Here is a 16,410-nt window from a genome sequence, read left to right on the forward strand (position 1 = left end):
GAAAGGCACGAGCAAGGCCACGGGCCCCTCGATCCGCCGTCGCCGTCGGACGGCGCCGCCCCGCGGACGCGCGCGTCAGGGGCGGTAGCGCTCGAGGATCTCGTTCGAGAGCTTCACGCCGAGCTCGCGGTAGCCGCGGAAGGTCAGGTGGACGCCGTCGCGCGACGCGCGCGGCGGGCGCTCGCGGTACCAGGTCTCGATCGAGCCCCGCCCGCCCATCGCCTCGTAGGTGTCCCAGAACGCGCAGCCGCCCTCCCGGGCGGCGTCGCGCAGCACGTCCCGGACGACGGGCGTGCGCTCGGGCGCGTCCCTCCGGTCCGTGGGCGCGAGGACGAGGCAGTCTGCGTCCGGCTCGACCCTGCGCGTGCGCGCGAGCAGCTCGGCGAGCTGCTTTGCATAGAGGGACGGATCCGTGGTGACGTCGCCCGCCTCGTTCGTGCCGTACTCCAGCACCACGAGCTCCGGCGAGCGCCGCCCGAGCTCCGCGGCCCAGGCGAGCTCGTTCCACCGCAGCGGCGTCGCCAGGCGGGCGCCGTTGATGCCGAGCGTGTCGAGCACCACCCCGGGCTTCGCCGCCGGATCGGCCTCGACGACGAGCCCGCACAGCTCGGGCGCGCCCGACGGCACGACGCCGAGCTTCGTCGCGCCGACGCTCGCGAGCTTCGCGTGCTGCAGCGCCCCGGGGTCGTCGCCCGCGGCGCCGCGGAGGATCTCGCTCGGGCCGCCCTCGATCGTCACCGCGAGCTCGTCGGTCGGCGCGCTGGACCGGAAGCACACGTCCCAGAGCAGCCGCGTGGACGGCCCGGCCCCGGTCACCGTGATCTCCGCCCGCGCCGGGCCCTGATGCGCGCTGAAGAGGATCCCCCCGAGCCCGAAGACGCCGTCGTCGACCGGCGTGGAGCCGCCCGGCGTCTTCGGGCGGGTCCGCCACTTGCCGTCGGCCGTGAGCCGCGCGCCGTCGTGGCGGTAGGCGGCGTAGCCGAGGTGCACGAAGCCGACGCCGCCGTCGCCGAAGCGCCGCTGGAGCGCCGCGCGGACCGCGCCGCTCCAGAAGTCCGCCGCTGCGTGCGAGTCGCCGAGCCAGGCGATGCGCACGTGGTCCTTGCGGCGCCCCTGCTCGAGGGCGCGGAGCGCCGCGAAGAAGTGGGCGTAGGGCCCGTCCTCCGGGCGCAGGAGCTCCAGCTCCGGCGGGCGCGCCAGCGGGGCGTCGCCGACGCGCGGCGCGGCGGGCGCGGGGGCGGCGGCCTCCGCCGGGCGGGGCGGGGGCGCCGCGGGCGCGGGCGGCGCGGCCCCCACCTCGGGCGACGGCGGCGCGACGTGCTCGCGCGTCGAGCTGCAGCCGAGCGCCAGCGCCGCGGCCGCGAGCAGCGCCGCGGCGAGGCGGCGAGGCGGCGCGGCGCGGAGGCGCTCCGGGACGTCCGCGCGGGCCGCGGCGCAGGCTGCGCCGCTCACGACAGCGGATCCTCGATGTCGAGCTCGGCGTCCGCGCTGGCCTCGAGCTCCTGGCGCTCGCGCCGCTCGCGGACGCGCTCCTGCACGGCGCCGACGAGCACGTCGACGTACGACTCGAAGGGGGGGCAGGCGATCCCGGCGCCGCCGAGCGCGAGGTCGGCGTTCCGGGCGTCGTAGCGCACCGGGGTCATCAGCTGCTCGACGAAGGCGCGCGGGCTGCGGACGAAGCGCTCGATCCCGGGCGTGCGGAGCAGCGCCTTGGCGAGGTTCGACGGGATGTGGCCGCGCGCGGCGCGGCGGCCGCTCGCCCGCGCGATGAGGTCGAAGACCCGCCGCGCCGACAGCGGGTGCGGGTCGGCGATGTGGAACGTGCGGCGCGGCGCGAGCCGGTGCAGGCCGATCGCGTGCGTCGCGCGGACCACGAAGTCGATGGGGACGATGTTGAGCGCCACGTCCCCGCGGCCGGGCATCGGGATCGCCATGTCGGCCGGCGCCGCCATGATGAGCAGCACGACGAGGTACAGCCCGTCGAGCCGGTCGATCTCCCCGGTCGCCGAGTCGCCCACCACCGTGGTCGGCCGGACCACCGCCGCCGGCACGTGGCGCATCGCCCGCCGCACGAGCACCTCCGCGCGCATCCGCGTCTCCTCCACGGGGTTGCGGAACGCCTGACCCGCCTCGAGATCATCCTCGTACACCGTACCGGTGCGATCTCCGGCCACGAACGCGGTCGACTGGTGCACGAGGCACTGGAGCGAGGTGCAGGCCCGGGCGAGCTCGAGCACCTCGGCGGTCCCGACGACGTTCTGGGCGTGGGCGGTGCTCCGGTCGGCGCCGGCGTGGCCCACGTGCGCGAGGTGGTGGATCCGGTCGACCTCGCGCGCGAGCTGCCGGAACTCGGCGCCCGACAGCCCGAGATCCATCGCCGCGACGTCCCCCTCGATCAGCACGACGCGCTCGCGATCCGCCGGCGCGAGCGCGTCGCGCTCCGCGCTCGCCTGCGCCGACGACTTCGCGAGCACCACGGCATACACGAGCGCGCGCGGCTCCGCCGCGAGGACGTGCTGCAGCATCTTCCGCGCGATGAACGAGGGGAAGCCGGTGATGAGCACCACGCTGTCGTAGCCGGGGCGAGGCATCGACCAGAGCTTACCGCAGCGGTGCGCCTGCTCCGCAGCTTTCCGCTGACGCCGCCTCGGACGCGCGCGGAGCGACGGGGGCGTATGGCGGCGGCGCGCGCCGGCGCCGGCCGGGGTCGCGCGCCGCCGCGGCGCCGAGGGCTTCCCCTATCCCCGACCGCGGCCCCACGTATAATCGCCCGGTTGATGCGCCCGGGAGTCACGGTCGCGGACCGTTTCAGGATCGAGGGCCTGGCGGGATCGGGCGGGATGGGCTCGGTGTACCGGGCCACCGACCTGACCGACGACAGCCCGGTCGCGCTGAAGATCCTGCACCGCGGGGACGAGCATCAGGAGCGGCGGCTCGAGCGCGAGGCGCAGCTGCTCGCCGGGCTGCGCCATCCGGGGATCGTCCGCTACGTCGCGCATGGGGTCACCGCGGATCAGCAGCGATACCTCGCGCTCGAGTGGCTCGACGGCGAGGATCTCGCCGCGCGCGTGGCGCGCGCGCGGCTCAGCGTGGACGGCGCGGTGACGCTGCTGGAGCGCCTCGCGGGCGCGCTCGGCGCGGCGCACGAACGGGGCATCGTCCACCGCGACGTCACGCCCGGGAACATCTTCCTGCCGGGCGGCGCGCTGGAGGGCGCCAAGATCGTCGATTTCGGCATCGCCCGCGCCGGCGCGGGCGCGGGGCTGCCCGCGCGCGGGCACGACGGCGGCGTCCTCCGGGAAGGCGAGGGCGGGCGCAACGGGGTGACGCTCGGGACGCCGGGGTACATGGCGCCCGAGCAGGCGCGCGGCGACGCGCACGTGGACGCCCGCGCGGACGTGTTCTCGCTCGGGTGCGTGATCTGGAACTGCCTCACCGGCCGGCCGCCCTTCGCCGGGGACCAGGTGATGGCGATCCTGGCCAAGGCCGCTCTCGTGGGCCCGCGCCGGCTCTCGGAGCTGCGACCCGACGTGCCCGCCGCGCTCGACGAGCTGGTCGCGTGGATGCTCGAGAAGGACCCGGACGGCCGCCCGCGGGACGGGAACGAGGTGCTCGCGAGCGCGGCGCAGCTCCGCGTCGCCCGCGAGCAGGCCAGGGATCCCGGCGAGAGCGGCACGCCGAGCACGAGGCCCCGGGCGCTGGCCGAGAGCGCCGCGGGCGAGCCGCGGCTCATCAGCGTGGTGCTCATCCACGGCGCGCTCCCGGGCGACGGCGCGGGCGCCGGGCCCGGCGCGCCGGGCGCCGCTCGGCCGCCGCCGCAGCAGCTCCAGGAATCCGCGCCGAGGGCCGCGACCGAGGCGGCGGTCCGGGCCGCGGTCGCGCCGTTCGGGGGGCGCGTCGACCGGCTCGCCGCCAGGTGGCTCCTCGTCACGATCCCGGGCGAGGCGGATCTGCTGGCGGAGCCGCCGCGCCCCGCCGGGGCGCAGGCGAGGGCGCCGACGGACCAGGCGGCGCATGCGGCGCGTTGCGCGCTGGCGCTGCGCGCGCTGCTGCCCGCGGACGTCTCCATCGCGCTCGCGACGGGCCAGGACGTCGCCTCCGGCCGCTGGCCGGCGCGGCAGGTCATCGATCGCGCCGCGGCGCTGCTCGGCGCCCGCCCGCGCGCCGGCGGCGAGCGCGCGGCGGCCGGCGGGAGCGACGGGAGCGACGGCGCCCCGCCGCGCGGCGGCGTGCTGATCGACGACGTGACGGCCGGCCTGCTCGCGCTCGGCCGCGGCGAGATGGAGCGCCTCTTCCCGGAGCTCTGCGCCGGCGCGGGCCCCGCCGAGCCTCGGCCCGGCGAGCGCTCTCCCGGCGCCCCGGGGCAGCTCGCCCGCGAGGCGCTCGGGCCGGGCGCTGCGGCGGAGGCGCGCGCCGACGGCCGCGCGCCGGTGCGCGCGTTCTACCTCGAGGAGCTGATCCGGTCGGTCGCCCGCGGCGACGCCGAGGGCTCGCCCGAGACGGTGCTCGCGATGGCGCACGCCCGCCTCGACGATCTGCACCCGGCGGTGCGCCGCATCCTCCGCGCGGCGAGCATCTTCGGCGAGGCGTTCTGGCGCGGCGGCGTGGCCGCCCTGCTCGGCGGGGCGCAGGGCGCGCAGGACCTGGACAGGTGGCTCCTCGAGCTCGCCGCGCGCGCGCTCATCGAGCGGCGGCCCGCGTGCAGGTTCCCGGGCGAGGAGGAGTACGCGTTCCGGCACGCGCGCCTCCGCGAGGCCGCCTACGCGACGCTCACCCGGGGCGACCGGCTCCTCGGCCACCGGCTCGCGGGCGCGTGGCTCGAGGAGGCCGGGGAGCGCGACGCGATCGCGCTCGCGGAGCACTTCGACCACGGCGGAGAGCACGGCCGGGCGATGCAGTGGTTCCTGCGTGGCGCCGAGCAGGCGCTCGAGCGCGGCGATCTCGCCGCGGCGATCGCGCTCGCGGAGCGGGGGGCGCGGCACGGCGACCTCTGCGATCGGCTCGCGGGCGAGGAGCCCGCCGGGGACCAGGGCGCCCCGGCCGGCCCGAGCGGCGCGCGCGAAGGCGACACGCTGAGCGCGCTGCGCCTGGTCCAGGCGGAGGCGCACCGCTGGCGCGGCGAGTTCGAGCAGGCCCAGCGCTGCGCGGCCCAGGCGGCGCGGCGCCTGCCCCGCGGCGCGCCGCTCTGGTTCCGCGCCGCCGACGAGCTGATGAGCGCGAGCGGCCGGAGGGGCGACTACGTGCTCACGACCTCCTGGGCGAAGGAGGTCGCCGCGTGCGGCGGCGCCGCGGCCGCGGAGGGCGCCCCCGGCGACGCGGGGGCGCCGGGGAGCGCGCCGGCCGAGAGCGCGCCGCGTGGAAGCGCGCCGGCAGGCAGCGCGCCGGCCGGGGCCCGCATCGCCGCGGACATCCGATCGGCGCGCGTCATCGCCCTGTGCTCGGCGGCGCGCCAGCTCTTCCCCGCGGGGCGCTACGCCGAGGCCGACGCGCTGATCGCGCGGGTCCGCGCCCTCGCGGGGGATCTCGCGACCCTCGCGCCGCGCGCCGCGGCCGAGGTGCACCGGCTGCGCGGCGCGCGGGCGCGGCACCTCGGCGATCCCGCGGGCGACGTGGCGGGCTACGCCGCCGCCGTCGACGCGTTCGAGCGGGCCGGCGACGTCCGCGACGCGTGCAACGCGCGCGTCAGCCTCGGCTTCGCGCTCCTCGAGCTCGGCGACTTCGAGCGGGCCGGCGAGGAGCTCACCGCCGCGCTCGCGGCGGCCGAGCGCATGGGGCTGCGCACCGTCGCCACGCGCGCCCGGCAGAACCTCGGCCGCGTGCTCGCGGCCAGCGGCCGGCTCGACGACGCGCTCGCGCTCTCGCGGCAGGTCATCCTGGAGGCCCGCGCGCAGGGCAACCTGCGCTCCGAGGGCGGCTCCCGCATCTACGCCGCCCTCATCGCCCACGCGGCCGGGGACTTCGCCGCGGCCGAGTCCGACGCCCGCGACGCCGCGGAGCTCCTCCAGGTCGTGCCCCCCGCCCGCGCCGGCGCGCTCGCCGCGCTCGCGCGCGCCCTCTCCGCCCAGGGGCGCGCCGACGCCGCGCTCTCGTCGGCGCGCGAGGCCGAGGGCATCCTCGCGCGCTACGGCGGCATCGAGGAGTTCGAGTCGCTCGTCCTCGTGGCCGTCGTCGAGGCGGCGCGCGCCGCGGGCGACGCCGAGGGCGCCCGCGCCGCCGCGGCCCGGGGCCGCGACCGGCTCCTCGCCCGGGCCGCGGAGATCCCGGAGCCCGCCCTGCGCGAGAGCTTCCTGCACCGCGTCCGCGAGAACGCGATGCTGCTCTCGCTCGCGCGCATCTGCCTCGGGGAGTCCGCCGGGGTCGCCGCGGCCCGCCGCCCCACGAGGTCCTGAGAGGCCCTGACGCGCCCCCGCGCCGCGCCGCAGCGCGCGGCGGTTTTGCAGGTTCATGGTCGACCGCGGCAGGAAGGCGCTACGGTTCGGGCGTGAGCGTACGATCGACCTCCGCCATGTCCCGGCGCGCCGCCGCGCTCCTGGCCCTCCTCCTCGGCCTGAGCGCGGGCGCCCTCGGCTGCAAATCGCGGGGCGCGCCGGACGACGCCGGCGTCCAGGGCCCGAGCCCCGTGCCCGCGCCGGCCGGGCTCATCGCCGAGGCGTTCCTGCCGACGCCCGACGCCACCTGGGCCAAGGTGCGCGCCCTCCTCGGCGGCTCGGCGGCGCTCCTCCCGGGCAGCGTCGGCGCCCTCGCCGCGTCGCTGCTCGGCCTGCCCATCGCCGTCGCGTCCGAGATCGACGGCAACGTCCCGGCGCTCGGCGTGGCCGTGGACGCCCCCGACCGGCCGCGCCCCCGGGCCGCGCTCGGCCTCCACGTGAAGGACGGCGCGCGCCTGATCGATCAGCTCACGCGGGGCGAGGGGGCGCGCTTCCGCGCGACGCCCGACGCGGCGACCTCGATCGCCCTGCTCGAGCCGCTGCAGGGGGCGAGCCCGGTGGCCCTCGGCGTCCTCGGCAACTACCTGCTCGTCGCGGAGACCCCGGGCGACCTGACCGCCCTGGGCCCCTACGTCGCGCGGACGATGCCGCAGGCGCAGGTGCCGAAGGAGGATCTCGCGATCGAGCTCCCGCGCCACGCGCTCGAGGGCCCGGTGCTCAGGGCGGCGCGGAGCGCCTGGGACAGGGCGCGCGGGCCGGACGGCGCGCCGGCCGCCACCGCGGTCCCGCTCGCCCCGATGGTCGAGGGCGCGCTCGCGGTGCTCGGCGATCTCGAGCGCGCGCGCCTCACGCTCACGCTCGACGAGAGCGCGCACCTGCGCGCCTCCGGGACGCCGAAGCCCGGGGGCGGCCCGGCGTCCAAGGCGTCGGCCGATCTCGCGGTCGGCGACGTGACGCCGCTGCTCGATCTGCCCGCCGACGCGCTCGTCGGGATCCTGGTCCGCGACCGGGCCGCGTCGCGCGCCGAGAACGTGCCCAAGCTCGTCGACGCCGTCTCGGGGCTCGTCGAGGGCGGCCTCCCGCCCGCCGAGCGGGAGCGGATCGGCGCCGCGATCCGCGCGACATCGGACGCGCGCGGCGAGTGGTTCGCCGGCGGCGTCCGCTTCGACGGCGCGGGCCCCACGGCGTTCGTGCGCGCCGCGGTGGCCGACCGGGCCAAGCTCGAGGCCGCGATCCAGGACCTCGTCGGGACCGCCGAGCTCCCGCCGATCCAGGCGGCGCTCAAGCGGGAGGGGTTCCGGGTCTCCGCGGGCAAGGCCGAGGTCGCGCAGCAGGGCGGCGAGGTGCGGCGCGTGCGCATCGAGCAGACCGCCGCGGCCGGCCAGCCCGGCGGCGCGGGCGCGCCGCCGGCGCGCAAGGGGGCGCCGGGCGCGGGGCCGCCGCCCGCGATCGAGCTGCACTACCTGATCCGCGACGACGGCCTCTTCGCGTCGGTCGGCAACGATCCGAGCGCGGGGCTCCGCAGCGCCGTCGCCGCGATCCAGGGGGAGAGCCTCGGCGACGTCCCGGCCATGAAGGCCGCGCTGGCTCCGCTCGGCGCGGACATCGCGTTCGCGCTGGTGCTCGAGCCGCTGCGGCTCGTCGCGAACCGCCTCGGCCAGCCGGGCGCGGGCGATCCGGCGCCCGTGGTGATCGCCGCCGGCGCCGCGCCGGCCGGCGCCGGCGCCCCCGCCGCGCTCTGGGCGCGCGCCGACGTCGCCGCCGCGGCGATCCGGGAGCTCGCGCGTTTCGGAGCCGCCTTTTGACGAGCGCGGCGCCCGCCGTGCGCGGGCTCGGCGCGCTGCTCCTCGCGCTCGCCGCGGGGTGCGCGGCGAAGGGCGGCGCGGACTGGGTCCAGGACGGCGCGAGCGATCCGCGGATCGCGCGCGGCGGCGGCGGCTGGCTCCATGCGCCGCCGCCGGGCGAAGGCGATCGCGCCCCGGGCGCCGGCGCCGTCGGCCGCGACGCCGCCGCGCCGGGCGAGGCGGCCGACGCGGCGCGCGCCGACCCGCGCGGCGCCGCGGGCGCGGCTCCCGCGGAGGACGAGCCCGCGATCCTCGTCCGCGAGCACGGCCGGCCCGCGCGCGCGGACGGCGCGGCGCGCGCGGCCGCGGCCGCGGCGCCGGGGCTCGCGCCCGGGCTGTTCCGGAACACCTACTACGACTTCCCGACCGAGGGCGGCGGGCCGAAGGACGCGGTGCTCTACGACGCCGCGTGCGCGCCGCTCGCGAGCGTCCCGCGCGCGTTCCACGACCAGGTCTGCGTCCAGGGGAGCGGCCGGCTCGCGTCGGGCGACACGGTGAGCTTCGCGCGGCGCGGGTGCGCGTGCGCCGACGTCTGCCCGCGCACCGACCAGCAGGTCTGCTTCGAGCGGCTCGACCCGCGGCGCTTCCCGTACGGCCGCGGCGCGACCGGGCGCCCCATCACGCCGCTGCGCACGGTCGCGGTCGACTCGAGCGTCATTCCGCTCGGCACGGCCCTCTACGTGCCCGAGCTCGTCGGCCTGCCGCTCCCTGGCGGGGGCCGCCACGACGGCTGCTTCGTCGCCGAGGATCGCGGCATCAAGGTCGTCGGGCGGCAGATCGACGTCTTCACCGGCGATCCCGCGGTCACCGCGCGGCTCAACGCGCTCTTCCCGTCGAACCGCGGCGTGCGCCTCGTGCTCGATGACGCGCGATGTCGCGCGGTCGTCGCCGCGCCCGGGCCGTCCTGACCGGCGGTCCACCCCCGCGGAAGTGCGCGGAAATGCGCGGAAATGCGCGGAAATGCCGGCGAGCCGAGGAGGTCGAGCGACGTCGAGGGACGGCGCGCGACGGCCGTGAGGCGGGCCGCGCTCCCGGGTGAAATCCGGAACCTGGCAAGGGCGCGGAGGTGATACGATTTCCCGCCTTCCGGTGGCCGAATGACCTCACGTGGCGTCATCCCCGAGTCCGTCATCCCTCCTCCCTCGGAGGTCTCGGACGCCCCGGACGAGAAGCAGCGGGCGCGCGCCCGCGTCGGGATGACCCTCAAGAACAAGTGGCGGATCGACGCCCTCCTCGGCGTGGGCGGCATGGCGTCGGTGTACGCCGCCACCCATCGGAACGGCTCGCGCGCCGCGCTGAAGATCCTGCACGCCGAGTTCGCGCGGGACGTCGGCATCCGCGACCGCTTTTTGCGCGAGGGGTACGTCGCCAACAAGATCGATCACCCCGGCCGGGTCGCGATCCTCGACGACGACATCACCGAGCAGGACGAGCCGTTCCTCGTCATGGAGCTGCTCGACGGCGAGACCGTGCAGCAGCTCTGGAAGCGCAAGAGCCGGAAGCTCCCCGTCGCCGAGGCGCTCTGGATCGCCGGGGAGGTGCTCAAGACGCTGGAGAGCTTCCACGCCGAGGGCATCGTCCACCGCGACCTGAAGCCCGCGAACATCTTCATCACGAAGGACAACGTGGTGAAGCTGCTCGACTTCGGCGTGGCCAGGCTGCGCGGCGCGCCCGGCGACAAGACCAAGGCGGGCACGGCGCTCGGGACCCCGTCGTTCATGGCGCCGGAGCAGGCGATGGGGCTGACCGAGGGGGTCGACGGGCGGGCGGACCTCTTCTCGATCGGCGCGACCCTGTACGCCGTGCTCAGCGGGCAGCGCCTGCACCAGGGCCGCTCGGACAACGAGGCGTTCATCCTCGCCGCGACGACGCCGGCCCCGTCGCTCGCGCGGATCGCGCCCGAGCTGCCCGCCTCGGTCATCGGCCTCGTCGACAAGGCGCTCGCCTGGGATCGGCGCAACCGCTTCGACTCGGCCGCGCAGATGCGGCAGGAGGTGCTGCGCGTCCTCGAGGAGCTCGGCGCGTCCGTCCCGCGCCGCCCCGCGCCGCCGAGCACGGGGCGCCCCCCGCCGGACGAGTCCCCCACGGCCGTCGGGATGCGGCCGCCGGCGGAGCCCGCGCCCCAGGAAGAGCCGGGGGACGCGGAGCCGGACGACCCCGCGGTCACGCGCCTCGCCGAGGTGTTCCGCCGCATGGAGCGGCTGCTCCCGGCGGTGCGCCACTACGGCTGGACCCACCCGGACGCCGACAACAAGCTCCGCGCGACCTTCCAGGCGATCGTGGAGGCGCTGCGCGCGGACGGGGGCCTCGTCCACTGGGCGCTCTCGCCGTACGCCTTCGAGCACCGCCGGCGGACCGTGTGGGAGCCGCAGCACCCGCTCGATCTCGTCCCGTACAACCTCTTCGCGGCCGGCGTGCGGCGCGTGCAGCTGCTCCCGGGCATCACCGAGGAAGAGCTGCGCGCCTTCTGCGAGGTGCTGCTGCTCGATCCGCTGCGCGACCTCGCCCCCGAGGACGACGTCGCGGCGGCCCTGTGGGAGCGCCGCCTCGAGCACGTGCGCTACGACGTCGTGAGCGTCTTCGCCGAGGGGGACGCCGCCGATCGCGAGCAGTTCTGGCACGAGGCCGACGACGTCGAGAGCATGGCCCGGCGCGCCGCCGAGGAGCGGGCGAACCGCGCCGAGGCGGCCGCGATGGTGATCGACACCGACGCGGCCGCGCTGCGGGCGGCGCGCCGCGCCGCGAGCGCGCTCGCGCTCGACCCGGTCGCGCAGCGCGCGCTCGGCACGCAGCTCGTGCTCAGCCCGGATCGCTGGAGCGAGCGCTTCGTCGAGATCGTGGCGGACGCCTTCCTGAACGCGAAGCGCTACCAGGACGTCGAGCTCGTCACCGAGCCGATGGCCGCCTCGGCGCGCGATCTCATCCTCGCGCGCCGCTTCGACGTGCTCTTCGGCATGCACGACGCGCTGGAGAAGGCGCTCGACGCGCTCGCGCCGAGGCAGCAGGGCGGCGCGCTCGCGACGGAGCTCGCCCGGGGCATGTTCCCGCCCGACACGATGCGGCTGCTCCTCCGCGAGGCGACGCGCGTCGTCGCGTCGGGCGCCCCCGGCGCCGCGGCGCCGCCCGCGCCCGTGGACCTCGATCTCGTCGCGCAGCGCCTCGCGCCCATCCTGCACAAGCTCGGCAGCGAGACCCTGCCGGTCGCCATGGAGGTCGTCGGGCACGTCGGCCACGAGCCCCTGCGCCGCGCGCTCCTCGGCCACCTCGAGCGCACGCTGCCCGGGCACGAGGAGGGGGTCGTCGACGCGCTCATGACCCTGGATCTCGACGTCGCCCGCCCGATCCTCAAGATGTTCGCCGCGTCGCGGACGCAGGGCGCCCTCGGCGCGCTGAAGCGCCTCTCCGGGTGCGCGAACGCGGCGCTCCGCTGCGAGGCGATCGCCCACCTCGCGACGAGCCCCGAGCAGATCCGGGACGAGCTGCTCTCGCTCGCCGAGTCGGCGCCCCCGGAGGTGCGCGTCGCGGCGCTCCGCACGCTGGCGCACCACCAGGTCCGCGCGGCCGGCCCGCTGCTCGTCCGCCGCGTGCAGGACAGCTCGTTCCACCAGCTCACGCTCGACGAGCGGCGCGAGTTCCTCGGCGCGCTCTACACCCTGAACCCGGCGCGCGGCGAGTCGGTCGCCGTCGAGCTGCTCCAGCGGCACGGCCTGCTGGCGGACGACGCCGCGGAGCAGACCCGCTGCCTCTCGGCCGAGCTGCTCGGCCGCGAGGCGCGCTCCCAAGAGGCGCTCGACGCCGCGCTCGCGGCCTCGAAGCGGCGGCCCTGGAACAGCCAGGCGCTGCGCGACGCCGCGAGCGCCGCCGCCGAGGCGATCGCCGGCCGCCTCGGCAAGCGGATCTCGACGGTCGGAGATCTCCCGTGACGGCTCCCCAGGTCGACGTCATCAGCCAGAACGTGTCCGAGAACATCCGGCGCGAGCAGGCGCGCGATCTCGCCGCCAGCGTCGTGCAGGCGCTCTTCCGGCTGGTGAAGCTCTCGACGCTGCACGCCATCGACAACCAGGCCATGGTGCGGCAGGTCGAGGAGACGGTCTCGCTGGTCCAGGACTTCGGCCAGCGCTCCGGCCACAACGTCTCCATCCTGTTCACCCGCGGCTCGGTCTTCGTCTCCGGGCAGCTCCTCAAGGCGAACCGCGCCGTCTACGAGGGCGCGCTCGAGCTCGGCGACATCCTGGGCCGCTGCGGCTACTCCGAGATCGGGATCGCGAAGGACGTCCGCGCGAGCGACCTCTACGCGCTCGCCTCCGCGCTCGCGGAGGCCCTCCGGAGCGCGAGGCCGGCGCTCGCGGACCGCCCGGCGCCGCGCGTCCGCCTGCGCGCCGTGGACGAGGAGGTGCTCCGCCGCGAGGTGGCGGTCGATCGCGAGGGCGACGAGACGTCGGCGATCGTGCGGACCTACGCGACGGCGATCGTGATCCTCCGCCGGTTCTACGACGACCTGCGGCAGGGCCGCTACGCCCTGCGGCAGGGCGTCAAGCGCATCACGCAGCGCCTCGTCGATCTCTCCGCGAACGAGACGCCGGCGTTCCTCGGCGTCACCGCGCTCCGCAACCAGAACCACGACGACGCCGGGCGCGCGGTGAACACCGCGATCCTGAGCCTCGCCATGGCCCGGCAGATCACGGGCGACGTCGTGCTCCTGCAGCGGCTCTCGATGGCGGCGCTGCTCTTCGACATCGCGCGGCCGCGGCTCACCGGCGTCGCGCGGAGCGGCGGCGGCGGGCTCGTCCCGCAGCTGAGCGAGCAGCAGGACGCGGACGTCCCGGCCGGCACGGCGGTCGTGCTGACCGCGCTCGGCCTCGTCAACGAGCCCAGCGTCACGCGCACCGTGGTCGCCTACGAGGCGCACTGGGTCCGCCGCCAGGCCGCGCTCGGCCCGGTCTACCGCGGCCTCCGCCAGCCGACGCTGCAGGCGCGCATCCTCGCGACCGCCCGCGCCTTCAACGACCTCCTGACGCCCGCGCCGGGCGAGGCGCCGCTCTCCGCCGACGAGGCGATCGCCAAGCTCGAGCAGGAGGCGACCGATCCGGCGGACCGCGCGGTGCTGCGGCTGCTCGTCGGCGCGCTCGGCATCTTTCCGACCGGCACGCTCGTGGAGCTCTCGACCGGCGAGGTCGCGCTGGTGGTGCAGACGCCGGCGCACCCGGCCCGCTACTCGCAGCCGCGCGTGCGGCTGGTCCTCGACGCCTCCGGCGGGCCGATCGGGCGCGCGCTCGAGGTCGATCTCGCCGAGCGGCCTCGCCAGGGCGAGCCGACGCGGCACATCCGCCGGATCGTCGCGACCAGCGACGACCCCGCCGCCGCGTCGATGCGCGCCCACGCGGCCGTCCAGGAGGCGCCGCAGGTGTCGCTGAGGACGCCGACGATCCCTGCAGAGCCGCCCGTCCGCTCGGCGCAGGCGCCGGCGTCGCCCCTCGCCAGCCTGCGCATGCCGCCGCCGCAGCCGATCACGCGGCCCTCGTCGCCGACGCTGCCGATGACCAGCTCGCCGGCGAGCCGGAGGACGCAGCCGCGGCCCGGCGACGCCGGCCGCGGGCCCGCCTCGCCGCCCGAGGCCGCGCCGCCGGCGCCGGTCGACGACGGCGGCGCGGAGGCCAGGATGCTCGCGGATCTGCCGCCGGCGCCGTCCGGCAGGCTCTCGCCCACGTTGCGGCCCGGGCGCACCACCGCGCGCTGGCCGGATCCACCGCAGCCGCAGGAGCCCGCCGCGCCGGCGGACCCGTACCCGCCCCCGAAGGGCGCTCACGGAGAGGAGTCGTGGTCGGTGCAGACAGACAGCGATCATCCGGACGAGGTCCCTGAGGAGAGCGCGCGGCCGGCCGCGCTGCGCGCCCGCGGCTGGGGAGAGCAGCCATCGCGGCGCGAGCGCGATCCGGTGTCGGAGCTGCCGCCCTCGGCGATGGCCGGCCCCATCGCCGTGCTGTCGCTGCCGGGCGAGCCGCCGACCGCGGAGGGCGCGCTCGCGCGCACGCCGCTCGTCCACCTGCTCGTGTACATGCTCGACCGGCGCCTCACCGGCACCGCGTGCTTCATCGACCCCCAGGGCGTCCGCCACGGCATCTTCTTCAGCGACGGCGTGCCGGCGAAGATCTGGACCGGGACGATCGTCGCCCCGCTCGACCGGGTGATCCTCGAGCTCGGCCTCCTCGACGAGGCGACCCTCCGGGAGACGCTCCGGGACATCACGAAGCGGCGGGTGCTGCACGGCCGGCTGCTCGTCTCCCGGGGCCTGCTCGACCGGGAGACGGTCTTCGGCGTGCTGCGCGAGCAGCTCGTGCGCAAGCTCGTCGCGCTCTACGATCTCCCGCCCGAGACGCGCTACGCCTACTACGACGGCCAGAACCTGCTGTCGTCCTACGGCGGCCCGGAGCTCATCGGGTGCGAGCCGCTCGCGGTGATCATGGCGGGCGTCCGGCTCCACGCCGACGATCCGCTGATCGACGCGACCCTCGACCGGATCCAGAGCCGGCAGCTCGGCCTCCACGTCGAGGCCGAGATGAAGCGGTTCCAGCTCCACCGCGACGAGGCGGCCGTCGTCGACCTCCTGCGCACGCGGCGCATGACGCTCGCCGAGCTCGTCGGGGCCGGCGTCGCGCAGGAGCGCGTCGTGCGGCTGACGATCTACGCGCTCGCGATCACGCGGCACCTCGATCTCGGCGCGCCGGGCCGGCGCCCCGTCGGGCTCGGCGCGCCCGCCGGCTCCGGCCGGGAGCGGTCCGCCAGCGCCGCCCCGGCCGACGCGGGCCAGGCCCAGCGCGAGCCGGCCGGCGCGGCGGCGCGGTCGCCGCGCCCCACCTCGGGCTCGACGGCGCCCGCGGCGCGCGCGGCGCGCGGCGAGGCCGACGGCCGCGCGTCGCCGCGGCAGCCCGACGACGCCCCGGCGCCGTCCAGCAGGCGGTCGGGGTCGCCGTTCGCCGAGCCGATCGCCCCGCGCCGGTCGACCGTGCCGCCCCCGTCCGGCGCGCCGGACGGCCGCGGCGCGCCGCTCCCGGGCCCGGCGGCGCCCTTCGATCCGCGCGCGGCCGGCGGCGATCCGGGCGGCGCGCCCCGCGGCGCCGAGCCGAGGGTCCCGAAGCAGCCCCTCGCGCCGTCGTTCGCCGGGGCGCGCGCGCAGCCGCCGATGCAGCAGGCGCCCACCGTCAAGATGGCGGCCGTCGGCGCGGAGGGCCGGGCCGCGCGGGCGGGGCGGACCGAGGCGGCGTCGCCGCTCCCGCCCCCGCGCGCGCCGGAGCCCGCGAGGCCGCAGGCGGGCGCCGCGCCTGCCTCCGATCTCCCGCCGCCGCCGCGCGCCGCGCTGAGCCCCGAGCTGGCCGCGCGCCGCGCCGAGATCGAGGCGCGCGCCGCCGCGATCGACGGCGAGAGCTTCTTCCAGATGCTCGGCGTCGCGGACGACGTCCCCCCGGAGCGCGTGCAGAGCGCCTATTTCGCGCTCGCCAAGCAGTGGCACCCCGACCGGACGCCGCCGGAGCTCCAGGACGTCAAGCCGCTCGTCGCGCGCGTGTTCGCCCGCATCAGCGAGGCCTACCAGACGCTGAGCGACCCCAAGCGGCGCGCCGAGTACCTGCAGGGGCCGAAGGAGGCCGCGCCCCCCGCGGAGGACGAGGAGAAGATCGCCCGCGTCGTCGACGCCGCGCTCGAGTTCCAGAAGGCCGAGATCCTGCTCAAGAAGAACGACCTCGCCGGCGCCGAGCTCCGCGCGCGCCGCGCGCTGAACGCCGACCCGGAGCAGCCGGAGTACATGACGCTGCTCGTCTGGATCCAGGCGCAGCGGCGCGGCGAGCCGCCCGCGCTCGCGGAGGGGGCCACGAGCGCGCACTACGACGACCTGATCCAGACGCTGGACGTCGTCCTGCGGAAGGAGCCCCGCTACGAGCGGGCGCTCTTCTACCGCGGCATGCTCCTCAAGCGCTCGGGCCGGATCGACCGCGCGATCCGCGATTTCCGCCTCGCGGCCGAGATCAACCCGAAGAACCTCGACGCGATCCGCGAGGTGCGCGTGCAGGAGATGCGCAGCCGCACGACCAACGACCCGACGCCCGCCGGCGGCCTCCTCGGCAAGTTCTGGAAGCGCTGACGCG

7 protein-coding genes are annotated in these 16,410 nt (G+C 77.5%); 5 read left to right on the forward strand and 2 right to left on the reverse strand.

Features of this window, described 5'->3' with window-relative positions; all coding sequences use genetic code 11:
• Nucleotides 1-75 precede the first annotated feature (75 nt).
• Nucleotides 76-1,452 (reverse strand): GDSL-type esterase/lipase family protein, encoded by a 1,377-nt coding sequence (locus WMF33_RS06340; protein WP_437336289.1) that lies wholly within the window; start codon nt 1,450-1,452, stop codon nt 76-78.
• Nucleotides 1,449-2,591, reverse strand: a complete 1,143-nt coding sequence (locus WMF33_RS06345) for an SDR family oxidoreductase (RefSeq protein WP_437336290.1) — start codon at nt 2,589-2,591, stop codon at nt 1,449-1,451. Before WMF33_RS06345 ends, WMF33_RS06340 begins: the two co-directional genes overlap by 4 nt.
• A gap of 186 nt (nt 2,592-2,777) precedes the next feature.
• On the opposite strand from WMF33_RS06345, the gene WMF33_RS06350 reads away from it, so the two are divergent.
• The 5 genes from WMF33_RS06350 (at nt 2,778) to WMF33_RS06370 (ending at nt 16,406) form a co-directional block, all read left to right on the forward strand.
• The gene (locus tag WMF33_RS06350; protein ID WP_437336291.1) at nt 2,778-6,389 is read left to right on the forward strand and encodes a protein kinase domain-containing protein; all 3,612 of its coding nucleotides are present in this window, start codon (nt 2,778-2,780) and stop codon (nt 6,387-6,389) included.
• A gap of 92 nt (nt 6,390-6,481) precedes the next feature.
• Nucleotides 6,482-8,233 carry a hypothetical protein gene (locus tag WMF33_RS06355; protein ID WP_437336292.1) on the forward strand — a complete coding sequence of 584 codons (1,752 nt, stop codon included), beginning with the start codon at nt 6,482-6,484 and terminating at the stop codon, nt 8,231-8,233.
• Nucleotides 8,230-9,180, forward strand: a complete 951-nt coding sequence (locus WMF33_RS06360; protein WP_437336293.1) for a 3D domain-containing protein — start codon at nt 8,230-8,232, stop codon at nt 9,178-9,180. The genes WMF33_RS06355 and WMF33_RS06360 overlap by 4 nt, the downstream gene beginning before the upstream one ends.
• A 189-nt stretch (nt 9,181-9,369) precedes the next feature.
• Nucleotides 9,370-12,195, forward strand: a complete 2,826-nt coding sequence (locus WMF33_RS06365) for a protein kinase domain-containing protein (RefSeq protein ID WP_437336294.1) — start codon at nt 9,370-9,372, stop codon at nt 12,193-12,195.
• Nucleotides 12,192-16,406, forward strand: coding sequence for a DnaJ domain-containing protein (locus WMF33_RS06370; RefSeq protein WP_437336295.1), 4,215 nt, complete (start codon nt 12,192-12,194; stop codon nt 16,404-16,406). Before WMF33_RS06365 ends, WMF33_RS06370 begins: the two co-directional genes overlap by 4 nt.
• The last annotated feature ends 4 nt before the right edge of the window (nt 16,407-16,410 follow it).

Origin of the sequence: Sorangium sp. So ce394, assembly GCF_051474665.1 — a bacterium.
Lineage (GTDB): Bacteria > Myxococcota_A > Polyangia > Polyangiales > Polyangiaceae > Sorangium > Sorangium cellulosum_D.

Bases quoted from the DNA above. Each gene is read 5' to 3' on its own strand.
- WMF33_RS06345 (WP_437336290.1), bottom strand. From the start codon at position 2,591: ATGCCTCGCCCCGGCTACGACAGCGTGGTGCTCATCACCGGCTTCCCC.
- WMF33_RS06350 (WP_437336291.1), top strand. From the start codon at position 2,778: ATGCGCCCGGGAGTCACGGTCGCGGACCGTTTCAGGATCGAGGGCCTG.
- WMF33_RS06365 (WP_437336294.1), top strand. From the start codon at position 9,370: ATGACCTCACGTGGCGTCATCCCCGAGTCCGTCATCCCTCCTCCCTCG.